Genomic DNA, 16,449 nt, shown 5'->3' on the forward strand with positions numbered 1-16,449 from the left:
CTTCCACGGAAAGCGGACCGCCGGCAGGACCGGAGCGGCGGCCGGGGCCGGCGCGGCGAGCGAGCGGGTCGTCGCGGCGGCGCGGGCGCCGCCGTCATGCGCCGGGACCACGGGCAGGTGGGCGAGCGGCGGGGTCAGCGAGGCGGTCTGCACGCCGCCGAGCTTCACCTTGATGGTCTTGACGGCGATCGGCTTGATCGGATCGGCGGAGGCCTGCGCCTTGGCGGCCTCGGGCTTGCCGGCGGCAGGGCGCTCGATCTTGGCGGCGGCGACTGGGAAGCGGGCGCCCGGCATCGCGGTCGCGCCGGCGGCTGCGCTCGGCGGCGTCGCCGGCACGCTGCCGGCGGAGGCGAGCATCATGCGGGGCGTCGCCGGCGCCGGGGCGGCGGCGGTGACCGACGTATCGGCATCGCGCGCCTCGGCGATCATCGGCGCGGTCCGCCGGGTCGAGGCGTCGTCGATGTACTTCTCGAGCAGGCTGCGCATCTTGGCGTCGCGCGCGCCGGCCGAGCTGCCGCCCAGCACCACGGCGACCAGGTGGCGGTTGTTGCGCTTCATCGACGAGACGAGGTTGAAGCCGGAGGCCCGGACGTAGCCGGTCTTGATGCCGTCGACGCCCTGCACCGAGCCGAGCAGCCGATTGTGATTGCGGATGGTCTGGCCGCGGAATGCGAAGGACGAGATCGAGAAGTAGCGGTATTGGGTCGGGAACCGCTCCTGGATGGCGCGGCCGAGGATCGCCTGGTCGCGGGCCGAGGTGACCTGGGCGCCGTCGGGGAGGCCGGAGGCGTTGCGATAGACGGTGCGGCTCATGCCGAGCGCCCGCGCCTTGCGGGTCATCAGCTTGGCGAAGTCCTCTTCGTCGCCGGCGATCGCCTCGGCGATGACGACGGCGGCGTCGTTGGCCGAGCGGGTGACGAGGCCGCGGATCGCCTCGTCGGCCGTGATGGTCTGGCCGGGCTTGAGGCCGAGCTTGGTGGGGGACTGCGCGGCAGCGTGGGCCGAGACGGAGAGGGGGGTGTCGGGCTTGATCTTGCCGGCCTCCATCCGCTCGAACAGCAGATAGAGGGTCATGATCTTGGTCAGCGAGGCGGGGTGGCGGATGCCGTCCGCCTCGGCGGCGTGCAGGACCTGGCCCGAATTGGCGTCGACGACGATCGCCGCATAGGGGGGATTGTAGCCGCCGCCCTTGGCGACGTGCCGCTTGCGGGCGCGCGCATCGGCCGAATCGACGAGAAGGGCGAACGCGGCGACCCCGGTGAGCAGGCCGACGGCGAGCGTGCGAAATCCACGCGTGGTCCCGAATGTCAGGAGCATTGTTTCCCCTCATCCATCGGTCGCGTTGGCCTGCGGCCGATGTGTCCCCGTGACGTCCTTGGCCGCCGGCTGTTTGCCAAACCTGCGGCGGCTCACGGTTCCGTTACCAATGAAATCGGGCGTGAACGAGACGACGTGCAGCTCCCAAGCTAGGCACGCGCGGTTGCGAATTGGTTAACGAAATATTTGGTTAACAGGCAGAATCCGCTGATTTTGCTGCACTGCAAAATGACGGCTTGAAAAATTGTGCAGCGCACACTATATTCAGGATGGTCGCAGCGCACGGGTTCGCGTTCACGTGGTGATCACCTGATGGTCATCCGTCCGTGCGGGTTGAGGCCGGAAAATGCAACCGGGAGACGTCCCATGAACATCCGTCTCGACACCATGCAGGGCTTCAACAAGGACGGGCTCGACGCGACCATGAAGTCGTTCGGCGCCGTGTCGCAGAGCGTGCAGGCGATCGCGGCCGAGGCCGTCGACTACTCGAAGAAGTCGTTCGAGCAGGGCACCCAGGTGCTCGAGCAGATCCTCGGCGCCAAGTCGCTCGACACCGCGCTCGAGCTGCAGTCGGACTACCTCAAGGCGAGCTACGAGTCGTTCATCGCCCAGTCGAACCGCATGAGCGAGCTGTACGCCGATCTCGCCAAGGAGATCTACAAGCCGTTCGAGGGTTTCGTCGGCAAGCTGCCGACCGTTCCGTTCGCCGGCCAGCAGGCCAGCAGCTGAGCGCGCGCCCGGCCGGGCCGGGCGGGCGACAGAGCGAGCAGCGGTCCGATCCGCGCGGACTCCGATCCGCGAAGGCTTCGATCTGCGCAGACGTCGATCCACATGCGACGAGCCCGGCCGTTCGGCCGGGCTTTTCGCGTTCACGGGGCACGGCGCGCCGACCCGAACGGCCGGTGGCCCGGTGCGGCGGGCTGCTTCGGGCTACTTGGCGACGCGCAGCTGGCTCAGCGTGCTGGCGATCTGCGCAAAGACGGTGCCGATCTGGCTCGCCGTCTTGACCTGGAAGAACTTGTCTCCCGTCGGGAACCCGTCGAGGGCGACCCCATTCTTGTACAGGACGTTCGGGCTGGCGCAGTTCTGCAGGAGGGTCGAGGTCGGGTCGTTGCCGGTGTTCACCTGGACCGTGTAGATCACGATCGGCACGGTGCTGCCCGCGATGGTGGTGTCCTTGATGTTCTTGCAGGTGCCGAGACCGCTCGAATCGCGCATCCGGTCGTTGATCTTGTCGACCACGCTCGACGCCTGGCCGCCGTAGCCTCTGCCGTCCCAGCGGTTCTGGGTGTTGAGGCCGTCGCTCATCAGGATGATGACGTTGAGGTGGTCGTATTTCGAATCGTAGGTCGGTGCGGTGAGCGGGCCGGCGCCGACCAGCGAATGCCATGCCCAGACCAGGCCGATGCCCTGGTTGGTGCTGCCGTTCGGCTGCATGTTGTTCACGAAGGTGGTCATGGCGTTGTAGTCGGCGTCGGTGCGCATGTCCTTCAGGCCGATCATCGCCTTGAGGCCGTTCGATCCGGCGCAGTACGATGTCTGCTCGGCCGGGAACAGCGAGGCCGCGATGCTCGTGCTCGGCGCCGTCGATTTCTGGTCGTAACCGTCGCCGGCCGTGGCCGGGCTCGGGCCGCTGGCCGCGCCGCGATCGGTGACGCAGCCGGTCCAGGTGCTGTGGTCGTTGACCACCCAGGCATGCTCGTAATAGCCCGACTTGGTCTGGCAGATCTTGTTGTTGCCGTTGCCCGAGCAGTCGCACTGGGAGCGCCCCGAGCAGCTGCAGGACTTTCCCTTGCAGTAGTACTGGGTGCTGTTGTAGCAGCCGTTGTAGTAGCGCCCGTTCAGGCTCGCCGTGACGGCGCCGTTGTCGATGCCGGGGCAGATCAATCCCGACGCAGGAACCGTGCTCACCTCCGAGCTGCCGTTCGTCGCGCTCGCCGTGCAGGTGAAGCCCATCGGCTTGTTGCCCCACCAGTCCTTGGGATACGGGCAAGCCGACCCGGGACCGACGCTCATGTCCGGCATCGAGTTGGCGGGCGGCGCCTCCCAGTCCGTCCAGTCGATCCAATTCGCCGTGTAGTTGGTGCTGCCGACGTTGACGTCCTTGCTGAACGGGATGATCGACACGTAGACGTCGCCCGGGCTGGCGGCGGCGGCGCGCAACTGGGGCAGCAGGCCCGTGTTCGCGGTCGTCAGGGCCTTCTTGAGCTCCACCATCTTGTTGTCGTCGTTCATCGACCCGGTGTTGTCGAGCGCGAGCGCGACGCGCAGCCGCCGATTGCCCCAGGTGGTGGTCGAGCTGGCCTTCAAGGTCATCGGCGAGAAGCCGAGGACTCCCATGAACGCCGGCTTGATGGTCGCCGTCGCCGTCACCACGACGTTCGCCGACGGCTCCTTCGTGTAGGTCGTCTTGACCTCGTTGACGGTCGCGTCCTTGGAGTTGATCTGGGCGCGGTAGTAGGCGTCGGCCTCGGCGGTGAGCTGGTCGTTGGTCTTGCCCGACGCCGTCTTGGAGACGGCGAGTGCGGTCGAGTCCGCGGCCGCCTGCATCTTGGTCCGGAACGAGCTGGCGCGGCTGTAGTCGATCGCCGCCCCGACCAGGCCGAGCAAGGGGACCAAGGCCACCGCGAACATGATGGCGACGTTGCCGCGCTCCTCGCGCCGGAACGTCTCGAGGAGCGACCATGCCTTGGAGAGACGCGTGCTCATGGTGTCCGAACCCCGCCGAACCGACCCGATCTGGTCGTCCCGCCATCGTTACCGGGCGAGATCAAACCAAAGCCTAATTTGAAACAAGAAACCCGACCCGAACGGGCTCGCCCGGCAGCAGTCGCGGCATTCGTGCGAAAGAGGGTTTACGGCTCCTCACCGGGCGCATCGAAAACCGGGCTTGACAGTGCCCGAAACGGCCGCGCGGTCGGATGCGCCGCGCCGGCGCCGGACACGGACGGGCTCGCGCCGGTGCGAGCAGGCGGGCGCGGACACGCGGGACTGCGACCGGGTGGCCGGACGGTGACGCGGCAGGAGGGGGAACGGCAGCGCGGCGGAGCGCGGCGCGGGCGCCGAAGGACGTCGCTTGGACGCGCCGCCGGGACACGCCCGACGACGCCGTGTCGGACGGCGCCGGCCGCGTCCGTCCGCGAGCGCTATTTCGACAGGTGCAGCTTGGTGAGCTGGGTGCCGATCTCGTCGAACGTGGTGACGAGCTGGTCGGCCGCGGTCAGGTAGAAGTAGCGGCTCGAATCGGTCGCGCAGTTCTTCAGCAGCGTCGCGTTCCCGTCCATCACCAGCACCGTGTAGAGCGTGATGCCGGCGGCCTTGACGTTGGTGCAGGCCTTCTCGGTGCGGGCGTCGACCGCGGTCGACTGGCTGGAGCCGTTGCCGTTCCAGCGGTTCTGGGTGTTCAGCCCGTCGGTGAGCAGGACGATGACGTCCTGGTACTCGTAGTCGGCGCTCTTCGCCGGCGGGCTGAGCGGCGCGCCCGCGGTCAGCGTCTGCCAGCCCCACACCAGGCCAATGGTGTTGTTGGTCGACCCGTTCGGGGTCATCGCGTCGATCTTCGCCCGCAGCGTCGCCCAGTCGTTGGTCAGCGGCAGCATCGCGGTGGTGCAGTAGCCGTACTGCTCGGCCGGGAACGGGACGCTCGCATCCGGGGCGGTGACGCCGACGTCCCAGTTCTGGTCGCGGTCCATGACGCAGCCGTTCCAGACCGAATGGTCCTTCGGGGTCCATTTGCCGCCGTTGGCGACGCAGGTCGACTGCTTGGTGTAGCTCGACTTCGTGCAGGTGCCGTTCAGCGTGTCCCAGATGGAGAAGTCCACCCAGGTCGGAATGGTGGTGCCGGTCTTGACGTTGACGTCCTTGCTGTAGGGCACGATCGACACGTAGACGTCCTCGGGCGCCTTGGCGACGGCTTCGAGCTGGTTGATCAGGTTCTTCGAGGCCGTCTTGAGCGCGTCCATCTTGCCGGAGCTCGCCATCGAGCCGGTGTTGTCGAGGACGAGGGCGACGCGCAGCCGGGTGTTGCCCCACACGGCGGTCGCGCTGGCGGCGACCGGCAGCTCGGCGAACCCCAGCACCGACATGAAGACCGTCTTCACCGTCCCGGTGCCGCCGATGACGAGCGTCGAGCCCTTGCTGTTGGTGTAGGAGGTGGTCAACGCGACGTTCGCGACGTCGGGCCGGTTGAACAGGGCGTTGAACAGCGTCGTCGCCTGGGCCGTGACGGCGCCGGACGCCAGCGTGTCCTTGTCCCTGGACAGCGCCAGGACGGTCGAATCGAGCGCCGCCTGCATGGCGCTGCGAGCCGCCGCGGCGCGCGAATAGTCGACCGCCGCTCCGACCAGACCGGTCAGCGGCACGATCGAGAGCGCGAACAAAGGAACGACGCTGGCGCGTCGATCGCGGATGAACCGTCGGATGGACATCGCGCACCACCGGGTTGAAAGGGCCCCGTGCCATAGTGCCGGGCATCCATTCACGTTCGGTTCAACAGCCGCCGAACTTTCGCCGGTTTCCCTTCGTGTCCTGTTAACCTTGGCCGGTGCCGGCGTGACCTTCGCGCGACCGGCCGGTGCCGGTTTCGGGGTCGCCGGTCGGACGCGGCCGGGCCGGCCGGCAAAAGGTCGGCGGTCGGAGCCTCGCCCGAACCTCGGCCGACGCACAGACCGGCTGGCCGGCGGACCGACAAGCATGTCGGGCGGCGGCGCCGGAAAGGCGAGGGGCGCGCCCGCCGGTTTCGGTCCGCAGTTGTTCGGTCCGCAATTGTTCGGTCCGCAGGCGTACGGTCCGCAGGCGTACCGTCCGAAATGCCGGGCCGGGCTGTCGTCCGGGCCGGAGCGTCCGGAGCGGGCGCGCCCGGTGCGGCTTGCCGCGGCGCGGGACGGGCGCCGCCCGGCGGCGCGGAATTGCGACCCGGTCGAGCGGTAAGACCGGCTGGTGGCGAAGCAGGGTGTTGCTTATTATTTATGCTCCGGGGCCGCGCCGGGCTGCGGCATGCTTCGATGCCCGACCCGGACGGGGCCGGCCCCTCCTTCGTACCGAAACGAGATCATGACGGCCTGCTCGAACGACCTTCCCCTCGTCTCCGGAGTCCGACGCGACGCAGTCTGGCGCGACGTCACGCCGCCGACCGCCGCGAACGGCGACCGCAAGCGCCGCCAGGACCCGACGGGGCCAGGCACGGCGGTCATCACAAAGACGAAACCGCAGACCAAAAGACCGAACCTTTACCGGGTGTTGCTGCTTAACGACGACTACACCCCGATGGAGTTCGTGGTGCACGTGCTGGAGCGCTTCTTCAACAAGGACCGCGAGGCGGCGACCCGCATCATGCTGCACGTCCATCACCACGGGATCGGCGAATGCGGCATCTTCACCTACGAGGTGGCGGAGACCAAGGTGACCCAGGTGATGGACTTCGCCCGCAAACACCAGCATCCTCTCCAATGCGTGATGGAGAAAAAGTGACAGGAGACGAGACGGACGCCGCAGGCACGACCGTTGCAGGCACGACCGATACAGACCAGGACAGGACGATAAGCTGATGCCCACCTTCTCGCGCAGCCTCGAGCAGTCGCTCCACCGGGCGCTCGCGCTGGCCAACGAACACCGCCACGAATACGCGACGCTCGAGCATCTGCTGCTCGCCCTGGTCGACGACCAGGACGCGGCCGCCGTGATGCGGGCGTGCAATGTCGATCTCGAGAAGCTGCGGCGCAATCTCGTCGCCTACATCGAGTCCGAGCTCGAGAATCTGGTCACCGACGGCACCGAGGACTCCAAGCCCACGGCCGGGTTCCAGCGCGTCATCCAGCGCGCCGTCATCCATGTCCAGTCCTCCGGCCGCGAGGAGGTGACCGGGGCCAACGTGCTCGTCGCGATCTTCGCGGAACGCGAAAGCCATGCGGCCTATTTCCTGCAAGAGCAGGAGATGACCCGCTACGACGCCGTGAACTACATCAGCCACGGGATCGCCAAGCGGCCGGGGCTCACCGAGGCCCGCCCCGCCAGGGGGGCGTCGGAAGAGGATTCGGACGGCGCCAAGCCGAACGAGGACACCAAGAAGAAAGGTGACGCCTTGGAGGCTTATTGCGTCAATCTCAACAAGAAGGCGCGCGAGGGCAAGATCGACCCTCTGATCGGCCGCGACGTCGAGATCAGTCGCACCATCCAGGTCCTGTGCCGGCGCCAGAAGAACAATCCGCTGTTCGTCGGTGACCCCGGCGTCGGCAAGACGGCGATCGCCGAAGGCCTCGCGCGCCGCATCGTCCACGGCGAGGTGCCGGACGTGCTCAAGGGCGCGACCGTGTTCGCCCTCGACATGGGCACGCTGCTCGCCGGCACCCGCTACCGCGGCGACTTCGAGGAGCGCCTCAAGCAGGTGATCAAGGAGATCGAGGCGTATCCCAACGCCATCATGTTCATCGACGAGATCCACACGGTGATCGGCGCCGGTGCGACCTCGGGCGGCGCCATGGACGCGTCGAACCTGCTCAAGCCGGCGCTCGCCGCCGGCACGGTGCGCTGCATCGGCTCGACGACCTACAAGGAGTACCGCCAGTACTTCGAGAAGGACCGCGCGCTGGTGCGCCGGTTCCAGAAGATCGACGTCAACGAGCCGACGGTCGCCGACTCGATCGAGATCCTCAAGGGCCTCAAGCCGTATTTCGAGGACTATCACAAGCTCAAATACACCAACGAGGCGATCAAGGCGGCGGTCGAGCTGTCGGCCCGCTACATCCACGACCGCAAGCTGCCCGACAAGGCGATCGACGTGATCGACGAGTCGGGGGCGGCGCAGATGCTGCTGCCCGAGCACCGGCGCAAGAAGACGATCGGCATCAAGGAGATCGAGACCACGATCGCGACCATGGCGCGGATCCCGCCGAAGACCGTGTCGAAGGACGACGCGGTGGTGCTGTCGAACCTCGAGGAGAACCTCAAGCGGGTCGTCTACGGCCAGGACAAGCCGATCGAGGCGCTCTCGGCGTCGATCAAGCTCGCCCGCGCCGGCCTGCGCGAGCCCGAGAAGCCGATCGGCTGCTACCTGTTCTCCGGCCCGACCGGCGTCGGCAAGACAGAGGTGGCCAAGCAGCTCGCCGCGACGCTCGGCGTCGAGCTGATCCGCTTCGACATGTCGGAGTACATGGAGCGGCACACGGTGTCGCGCCTGATCGGCGCACCGCCCGGCTATGTCGGCTTCGACCAGGGCGGCCTGCTGACCGACTCGGTCGACCAGCATCCGCACAGCGTGCTGCTGCTGGACGAGATCGAGAAGGCGCACCCGGATCTCTACAACGTGCTCCTGCAGATCATGGACCACGGCAAGCTGACCGACCACAACGGCAAGCAGGTCGACTTCCGCAACGTGATCCTGATCATGACCACGAACGCGGGTGCGGCCGATCTCGCCAAGGCGGCCTACGGCTTCCATCGCACCAAGCGCGAGGGCGACGACACGGAGGCGATCAACCGGCTGTTCGCGCCGGAGTTCCGCAACCGTCTCGACTCGATCATCGCGTTCGGCCATCTCGACGAGTCGATCATCGCCAAGGTGGTCGAGAAGTTCGTGCTGCAGCTCGAGGCGCAGCTCGCCGACCGCGACGTGACGATCGAGCTGTCGGACGATGCGTCGAAGTGGCTCATCGTGCGCGGCTACGACCAGCAGATGGGCGCCCGGCCGATGGCTCGCGTCATCCAGGAGTTCATCAAGAAGCCGCTCGCCGACGAGGTGCTGTTCGGCAAGCTGAAGAACGGCGGCCACGTCCGGGTGATCGTGACCAAGGACGAGACGACCGGCGAGAAGCTCGGCTTCGAGTTCCTCGACGGGCCGATCACGCCGAAGCCCGAGAAGGTGCCGGCCCCGCCGAAGGCCCGTCGCAAGCGCGGCGGTGGCGGCGGTGGGTCCACGCGGCGGGCCAAGCCGTCCGGCCCGAAGGGGGAGGGCGGTCCGCCCTCCGGCGGCGGTGCCGGTCCGGGCGGCAAGGGCTCGGTGCCCAAGGTGCCGCTGGTCAAGGCCTGAGCGACGCGGCCGGTCGCGCTCATCGATCGCGCTGATCGATCGGATCCTCGACAAGACGCCCCGGCTCGCCGGGGCGTCTTTCGTTTCGGGCGCCGCGTTCGCACCGGCGCTGGGGCGATGCCGGTCGAGCCGTGAGCGCCGCGCGAAGCCGATTGCGCCGTGCCGGCGGCTGTGGGACAGAGCCGTCATGGCGCAGGACGAACAGCGAGGCGGCGGCCCGGCGGTGCGGGACGGCTCGCCCGTGCGAAGCGGGTCTCCCGTCCGGGACGGCTTTCTGGCGGGACTCCGGGTCGGCGCGACCTCGGTGTTCCAGATCGTCCTGGTCGGCACCTATATCAGCATCGGCGCGCTCGCCCACGATCTCGACTTTTCGATCGTCTGGGTCGTGCTATCGACCCTCGTCGTGTGGGCGGCGCCCGCTCAGGTCATCATGATCTCGGCGCTCGGCGCCGGCGCGCCGCCGCTCGAGGTGGCGGTCGCGGTCACGCTCACCGGCGTGCGGCTCTTGCCCATGGTGGTGGCGCTGCTGCCGATCCTGCGCACCCGTGCGTCGAGCCTCGCCGGCGTGCTGCTCGCCGCCCATTACACGGCGGTGAGCATGTGGATGGAATCGCTGCGTCTCGCGCCGCGCCGCCCGGTGGAGGAGCGCATCCCCTTCGCCAACGGCATCGGCACGGCGCTGATCGGCGGCGCGACGCTGGCGACGATCGCCGGATACTACTTCGCCCGGGTGCTGCCGGAGCCGCTGGTCGCCGGCCTCCTGTTCCTCACGCCGATGTCGTTCCTGGTCTCGGTGGTGCGCTCGGCCAAGATGATCTCGGATCGGTTGGCGGCGGTCGCCGGCCTCGTGCTGGCGCCGGTCCTGGTGCTGCTCGGCGTCGGCCTCGACCTGATGTGGACCGGGCTGATCGGCGGCACCGGCGCCTATCTGGTCCGCCGCCTCGCGAGGGCGCGGTCATGAGGGCGCGGGCATGAGCGAGCTCTGGCCCTATCTGCTGCTCGTCCTCGTCGGCTTCCTGCCCAACGAGATGTGGCGCTGGCTCGGCGTCGTGTTTTCGCGCGGGCTCGACGAGACGTCGGAGGTGCTGGTCTGGGTGCGGGCCGTGGCGACCGCGATCCTCACCGGCGTGGTGGCGAAGATCGTCGTGTTCGCGCCCGGCGCGCTCGCCGGCGTGCCGCTGTGGATCCGCCTCGGCGCCGCCGGGGTGGGGATGGCGGCGTTCTTCGTGTTCCGCCAGTCGGTGTTCGCCGGCATCGTGGCCGGCACGCTCGCCCTGATGGCCGTCGACCTCCTGGTGCGGTGAGGCGAGGACGTTGAAGGAAACGTCATTCCGGGGCGTGCCGAAGGCGCGAACCCGGAATCCAGCGACGAACTCCATACTCTGGGCTGGATTCCGGGTTCGGCGCTATGCGCCGCCCCGGAATGACCGAGTCATGTAAAGCCTTCGCCGGGGCGGGCCGGGGTCCGGGCGCGTGGGGCGTTCGCATTCCCGACGCTTTCTCCGGCCACACGAGACGGCGGGAGACGACCATGCGTTGCATTGCGCCGATCCTGCTGCTCGCCGGGCTCGTCTTCGGGCCGGCGCCGGCCATGGCCGCGCCGGACGCCGCCACGACGCCGGCCGCGCCCGCTGCCGAGCCGCCGTCGGCGTCGCCATCCCCACCGGCGCCTGCACCGGAGGCGCCGGCGGCCGAGGCCGCCAAGGAGGAGCCGAAGCCGGCGCAAAAGCCCGGCTCGGCCATGGACTCGATCTGCCTGATCCTCGAATCGGCCGCTGCGGCGAACGACCTGCCGCTGTCCTTCTTCGCCCGGCTGATCTGGCAGGAGAGCCGGTTCCGCCCGCACATCGAGGGGCCGATGACCCGGCGCGGGCATCGCGCCCAGGGGATCGCCCAGTTCATGCCTTACACGGCGGCCGAGCGCGGGCTGCTGGATCCGTTCGACCCGGTCGCGGCACTGCCGAAGTCCGCCGAGTTCCTGAGGGAGTTGCGCGAAGAGTTCGGCAATCTCGGGCTCGCGGCCGCCGCCTACAATGCCGGGCCGCGGCGGGTGCGCGACTGGCTCGCCGGCCGCGGCGGCCTGCCCGGCGAGACGCAGCGCTATGTCCGCGCCATCACGGGCCTCTCGGCCGAGGAGTGGGCCGCCGCCGGCCGCTCCGGAAAGGACGGCATCGCCGAAAAAACCTCCTGTGCGACGCTCGCGGCGCTGCTGAGCCAGCAGCCGACCATGTTCGTCGGCGAGCTGGAGCGGCGCGTCCGCGAGGGTGCTGCCAAGCCGTGGGGCGTCCAGCTCTCCGCCGGTTTTTCGCGCGCAAAGGTCCTCGACGCCTATGCGCGGATCGAGCGAAAATTCCGCGGCGAGCTCGACGGCCGCGACCCGATGATCATCCGCACCGTGCTGCGCAGCCGCGGCCCGAGCGCCTTCTACCAGATGCGGGTCGGCGTCGAGACGCGCGTCGCCGCGGCGAGCCTGTGCGCCACGCTGTCCAAGAAGGGCGGCGCCTGCATGGTGCTCAGGAACTCGCGCGGCGTGCCGGAGACGCCGTGATCCGTTCGGGCTCCGTCTCGTCCGCCTCGATCGTCCGGACATAGAGCTCGCGCACGGCCACGTAGGCGACGACCGTCAGGGGCGCGGCGAGCAGCACGCCGGTCGCGCCGAACAGCACGCCGAAGCCGACCACGGCGAACAGGAGCAGGGCCGGCGGCACCGAGACGATCTCGCGCTGGATCAGCGGCTGCAGCACGTTGCCCTCGATCTGCTGGATCACCAGGAACAGCCCCAGCACCGACAGCGCGAGCGTCGGCTCGACCGACAGGGCGATGACCAGCGCCGGGATCGCTGCGGCGACCGGCCCGACGATCGGCACGAACTCGGCCAGGCCGGCGAACAGGCCGAGCGCCAGCGCCGAGGGGACGCCGAGCGCCCACAGGCCGGTCGCCGTGACGACGCCGACCAGCACCATGGCGATCACCTGGCCGAACAGCCAGCCGCGCAGCGCCGTGCCGCAACGCCCGAGCGTCCGGTCGGCGCGGTCGCGGTGGCGCGGCGGGACCAGCCGCAGCGCCCCGCCGCGGTAGAGCGACGGCTGCGCCGCGATGTAGAGCGCCCCGAAGATCACCAGCACCAGGTTGGTGACGGCGCCGGCCGCGAGCCCCAGCGCGCCGCCGATCCGGCTCACCAGCCCGCCGGAGAGGAGCGCCTCGCGGCCGCGGTCGATCGCCTCCTCGACCCAGCCGCCGCCACCGAGCCGGTCGCGCACCGCCGCCCAGGCGGTCGGGAGCTGCTCGGCCAAAGTCTCGACGTTCTGCACGATGGTGGCCCCGAACAGGACGAACACCACCGCGAGCAGCGCCGTCACCAGCAGCACGGCGACGAGCAGCGACCAGCCGGGGCCGAGCCCGGTCGGACGCGCCAGAAGGTCGGCGAGCGCCCGGAACAGGATCGCGCCGAGCACGGCGGCGAACACCAGGAGCAGCAGGTCGGCGAGCTGCCAGGCGAGCAGCAGGACGACGCCGGTCGCGACGACCAGGAGGAGCCGGGCCGGGAAGCTGCGGTCCTGGGAGCCGCGATCCGGGGAGGAGGGCAGGGACATTGGGCACGATCCTGAGCACGGCGGTCCGGGCGGCCGCCCTCTCCTCAACGCGCCGGACCCGAATACGCCGCACGGGCGTCACGAAGATGCGCTCCGATGCCGCTTGACGTGACGGTGCCGGCCGGCCGCCGGTCCGGATGGAACGCTCTCGAACCCCAAGACACGTCGGACATTCAAAGACACGTCGGAAAATTCAAAGACACCTCGGAGGACCCCATGGGCCTGCTCGACAGCCTGATCGCCGGCGCCGTCCAAGGCGCCTTCCGGCAGCTCGACACCACGGCGCTGCCGTCGATTCTCTCGCAGATCCTCGGTCGCACCGACCTCGGCGGCTTCGGCGGCCTGCTCGATGCGCTGCGCCGCGGTGGGCTCGACCGCGAGGTCGGCTCGTGGCTGGGGCAGGGCGCCAACATGGACGTGTCGCCCGACCGGCTGCGCAACGCGCTCGGCGACCGCGAGCTCGGTCAGATGTCGCAGCAGGCCGGCCTGTCGATCGAGGATCTGCTCGCCGTGCTGGCCCAGCACCTGCCGCAGACCGTCGACCGGATGAGCCCGAACGGGCACCTGCAGGACGATCCGCTGGAAGTGAACCCGGACGAGGGCGGCTCGCTCACCGACCAGGCCGGGCTCGACGATATCGGCCGGCGCTGAGGGGCGCCCTCCCGGGTCTAAATGAAATGCTGAAAGCGATTTCAACTCAGTAATATAGAGGGAGATGCTGATGGCCATTCTCAAGCGGGGGCTCGCCGGCGAGCCGGTGAAGCTGTTGCAGCGGAAGCTCGGCGTGGAGGCCGACGGGCGCTTCGGGCCGGGCACCGAGAAGGCGCTGCAGGACTACCAGAAGGCGCACGGGCTGAAGGTCGACGGCATCGCCGGGCCCGACACCTTCGTGCAGATGGGGCTCTACGAGCTGGTGCTGCTGCGCTCGGGCTCGCGCGGCGACACCGTGAAGCGCCTGCAGACGGCGCTCGCCGTGACCGCCGACGGCGCGTTCGGCGCCGGCACGGCGGCCGCGGTGCGCGCCTTCCAGGAGAAGAACGGGCTCGAGGCCGACGGCATGGCGGGGCCGGCGACGCTCGCCAAGATGGGCCTCTTCAAGGAGATGACGCCCGACGTGGTGAAGCGGTCCGAGGTCGGCTCGGCCGCCGCCGGGACTCCGTCCGCCGCTCCGGCCGGGGACGCCGCGGCGGAACCGGCGCCGGCACGCAGCATCTGGGGCACCATCAAGAGCTTCTTCGGCGCCTGACCCGCGACGGTGCGAGGGCTTTGCAGAACTCGTCATTCCGGGGCGCGCCGAAGGACGCGAACCCGGAATCCAGCGGCGAACTCCTCATCCTGGGTTGGATTCCGGGTTCGGCGCTGTGCGTCGCCCCGGAATGACCAAGAAATGCAAGGCCCTCGCCACGGTGCGAGGAAGGCGGCGCCGATGCGCCGCCTCCCGAGCCCGGCCCTACACCGGAGCGGAACGCGGAACTGTCCGGCGGCGGACCGGATTTCAACCGGGCCGAAAATGCTCTAGATCGGACGCCATGACCGACCGACCCGCCGAGAGTTCCGCCGACCGCCCCGTCGACCGACTGGCCATCGCGGCCGCCCAGCTCAATCCGACCGTCGGCGACCTCGACGGCAACGCCGAGACGGTGCGCCGCGCGCGCCGCGAGGCGGCCGCGCAGGGCGCCGACCTCGTCGCCTTCCCGGAATTGTTCCTCGCCGGCTACCCGCCCGAGGACCTGGTGCTCAAGCCGGCCTTCCAGGCGGCCTGCCGGGCGACCATCGAGGCCCTCGCGCGCGACACGGCCGACGGTGGCCCCGCCGTGCTGGTCGGCACCCCGTGGGCCGAGGACGGCAAGCTCCACAACGCCTATTGCCTGCTCGACGGCGGCCGGCTCGCGGCGGTGCGCTTCAAGGTCAACCTGCCGAACTACGGCGTCTTCGACGAGCGCCGCGTGTTCGCCCCCGGCGCGCCGCCCGGCCCGGTGACGGTGCGGGGCGTGCGCATCGGCGTGCCGATCTGCGAGGACATCTGGACCGAGTGGGGTGCCTACGAGGACGTGGTCGAGTGCCTGGCCGAGACCGGCGCCGAGATCCTCCTGGTGCCGAACGGCTCGCCCTACAGCCGCGACAAGGCCGACCAGCGCCTCGCCGTCGCGGTGGCGCGCGTCACCGAGAGCGGCCTGCCGCTCCTCTACGTCAACCAGGTGTGCGGCCAGGACGAGCTCGTCTTCGACGGCGCCTCCTTCGCCCTCAACGCCGATCGCTCGCTCGCCTTCCAGCTGCCGGCGTTCCAGGAATGCGTCACCACCACGGTGTGGGAGCGCGGCGCGGCCGGCTGGTACTGCGCCGGTGGGCCGGTCGCCCGGCTGATCGAGGACGACGAGGCCGACTACGCCGCCTGCGTGCTCGGCCTGCGCGACTACGTCGAGAAGAACCGCTTTCCCGGCATCGTGCTGGGCCTCTCGGGGGGCATCGACTCGGCGCTGTGCGCCGCCATGGCCGTCGATGCGCTCGGGCCGGCGCGGGTGCGCTGCGTGATGCTGCCCTATCGCTACACGGCCGACGTGTCGAAGACCGACGCCGCCGCGGTCGCCCAGGCGCTCGGCGTCAAGTACGACGTGCTGCCGATCGCCCCGGCCGTCGAGGGGCTGGAGGCGGCGCTGGCGCCGCTGTTCGCCGGCCTGCCGCGCGACGTCACCGAGGAGAATCTCCAGGCGCGCGCCCGCGGCGTGATCCTGATGGCGGTGTCGAACAAGCACGGCCTGATGGTCGTCACGACGGGCAACAAGTCGGAGATGTCGTGCGGCTACGCGACGCTCTACGGCGACATGAACGGCGGCTTCAACCCGATCAAGGACCTCTACAAGACTCAGGTCTACCGGCTCTCGGCGCTGCGCAACACCTGGAAGCCGGACGGCGCGCTCGGACCGGACGGCGTCGTCATCCCGGAGAGCATCCTGGTGCGGCCCCCCACGGCAGAGTTGCGTGAAAACCAGACCGACCAGGACTCGCTGCCGCCCTACGACGTGCTCGACGCCGTGCTGGAGCGCCTCGTCGAGCGCGAGGAGCCGATCGCCCGCATCGTCGCCGACGGCTTCGACCGCGACATGGTGGTGCGGGTGGAGCGCATGCTGAACCTCGCCGAGTACAAGCGCCGCCAGGCGGCGCCCGGCGTCAAGGTGACGCTCAAGAACTTCGGCCGCGACCGCCGCTATCCGATCACCAACCGGTTCCGCGACCCCGGCGTGCCGCTCCCGCCGCCCGAGAACTCCGAGCCGAAATCCACCCGCGCCGCCGCCGCGGCCGCGCGCAGCACCGCGATGGATTTTTAGGCCGCGCGGAGCGCGGCCGGGGGATTTTTGAGCCGCGCGGAGCGCGGCCGGGCTGGGCCGGACTTCGTGTCGCGGGCATGCCGGACTTCGTGTCGCGGACACAGTGTCCTGCCTCGGTCGTCCCGGGGCGGCGCGCGAGCGCCGAGCCCGGAATCCATAGCCCCTTCTGCCGAGAGCCAACAGCACAGGG

Annotated in this window: 13 protein-coding genes; 9 read left to right on the forward strand and 4 right to left on the reverse strand. The window is 69.5% G+C overall.

The window, feature by feature from the left end; genetic code table 11:
• Positions 1-1,317: serine hydrolase (locus tag ABTU92_RS18830; RefSeq protein ID WP_408093174.1), on the reverse strand; the 1,317-nt coding region annotated here is incomplete at its 3' end.
• 366 nt (positions 1,318-1,683) lie between these two features.
• On the opposite strand from ABTU92_RS18830, the gene ABTU92_RS18835 reads away from it, so the two are divergent.
• On the forward strand, positions 1,684-2,046 hold the full coding sequence (locus ABTU92_RS18835) for a phasin family protein (RefSeq protein WP_408093175.1): 363 nt from the start codon (positions 1,684-1,686) through the stop codon (positions 2,044-2,046).
• A gap of 201 nt (positions 2,047-2,247) precedes the next feature.
• On the opposite strand, the gene ABTU92_RS18840 is transcribed toward ABTU92_RS18835, so the two are convergent.
• Both ABTU92_RS18840 and ABTU92_RS18845 read right to left on the reverse strand, forming a co-directional pair.
• On the reverse strand, positions 2,248-4,026 hold the full coding sequence (locus tag ABTU92_RS18840) for a pilus assembly protein TadG-related protein (RefSeq protein WP_408093176.1): 1,779 nt from the start codon (positions 4,024-4,026) through the stop codon (positions 2,248-2,250).
• A 437-nt stretch (positions 4,027-4,463) separates the two neighbouring features.
• A complete protein-coding gene (locus tag ABTU92_RS18845) occupies positions 4,464-5,744 on the reverse strand; it encodes a vWA domain-containing protein (RefSeq protein ID WP_408093177.1) in 1,281 nt (426 codons plus the stop codon).
• A 625-nt stretch (positions 5,745-6,369) separates the two neighbouring features.
• On the opposite strand from ABTU92_RS18845, the gene clpS reads away from it, so the two are divergent.
• The 5 genes from clpS (at position 6,370) to ABTU92_RS18870 (ending at position 11,888) form a co-directional block, all read left to right on the forward strand.
• Positions 6,370-6,786 (forward strand): ATP-dependent Clp protease adapter ClpS, encoded by a 417-nt coding sequence (gene clpS, locus ABTU92_RS18850; RefSeq protein ID WP_408093178.1) that lies wholly within the window; start codon positions 6,370-6,372, stop codon positions 6,784-6,786.
• 76 nt (positions 6,787-6,862) lie between these two features.
• Positions 6,863-9,340, forward strand: a complete 2,478-nt coding sequence (gene clpA, locus ABTU92_RS18855) for an ATP-dependent Clp protease ATP-binding subunit ClpA (protein WP_408093179.1) — start codon at positions 6,863-6,865, stop codon at positions 9,338-9,340.
• 187 nt (positions 9,341-9,527) lie between these two features.
• Positions 9,528-10,301, forward strand: coding sequence for an AzlC family ABC transporter permease (locus tag ABTU92_RS18860; RefSeq protein WP_408093180.1), 774 nt, complete (start codon positions 9,528-9,530; stop codon positions 10,299-10,301).
• A 10-nt stretch (positions 10,302-10,311) separates the two neighbouring features.
• The gene (locus ABTU92_RS18865; protein WP_408093181.1) at positions 10,312-10,644 is read left to right on the forward strand and encodes an AzlD domain-containing protein; all 333 of its coding nucleotides are present in this window, start codon (positions 10,312-10,314) and stop codon (positions 10,642-10,644) included.
• A gap of 227 nt (positions 10,645-10,871) precedes the next feature.
• On the forward strand, positions 10,872-11,888 hold the full coding sequence (locus ABTU92_RS18870) for a lytic transglycosylase domain-containing protein (RefSeq protein WP_408093182.1): 1,017 nt from the start codon (positions 10,872-10,874) through the stop codon (positions 11,886-11,888).
• Here the strand turns inward: ABTU92_RS18870 and ABTU92_RS18875 are convergent.
• Positions 11,854-12,933 (reverse strand): AI-2E family transporter, encoded by a 1,080-nt coding sequence (locus ABTU92_RS18875; protein WP_408093183.1) that lies wholly within the window; start codon positions 12,931-12,933, stop codon positions 11,854-11,856. The genes ABTU92_RS18870 and ABTU92_RS18875 overlap by 35 nt on opposite strands.
• A 216-nt stretch (positions 12,934-13,149) precedes the next feature.
• Here ABTU92_RS18875 and ABTU92_RS18880 point away from each other — a divergent pair, with 216 nt between their 5' ends.
• From ABTU92_RS18880 to ABTU92_RS18890, 3 genes are all read left to right on the forward strand, one after another.
• Positions 13,150-13,584, forward strand: coding sequence for a YidB family protein (locus tag ABTU92_RS18880; RefSeq protein WP_408093184.1), 435 nt, complete (start codon positions 13,150-13,152; stop codon positions 13,582-13,584).
• Positions 13,585-13,654: 70 nt separating this feature from the next.
• On the forward strand, positions 13,655-14,179 hold the full coding sequence (locus ABTU92_RS18885; protein ID WP_408093185.1) for a peptidoglycan-binding domain-containing protein: 525 nt from the start codon (positions 13,655-13,657) through the stop codon (positions 14,177-14,179).
• A 283-nt stretch (positions 14,180-14,462) separates the two neighbouring features.
• On the forward strand, positions 14,463-16,259 hold the full coding sequence (locus tag ABTU92_RS18890; RefSeq protein WP_408093186.1) for an NAD+ synthase: 1,797 nt from the start codon (positions 14,463-14,465) through the stop codon (positions 16,257-16,259).
• Positions 16,260-16,449: the final 190 nt, after the last annotated feature.

It is taken from the genome of Rhodoplanes sp. SY1 (genome assembly GCF_046000175.1).
Lineage (GTDB): Bacteria > Pseudomonadota > Alphaproteobacteria > Rhizobiales > Xanthobacteraceae > Rhodoplanes.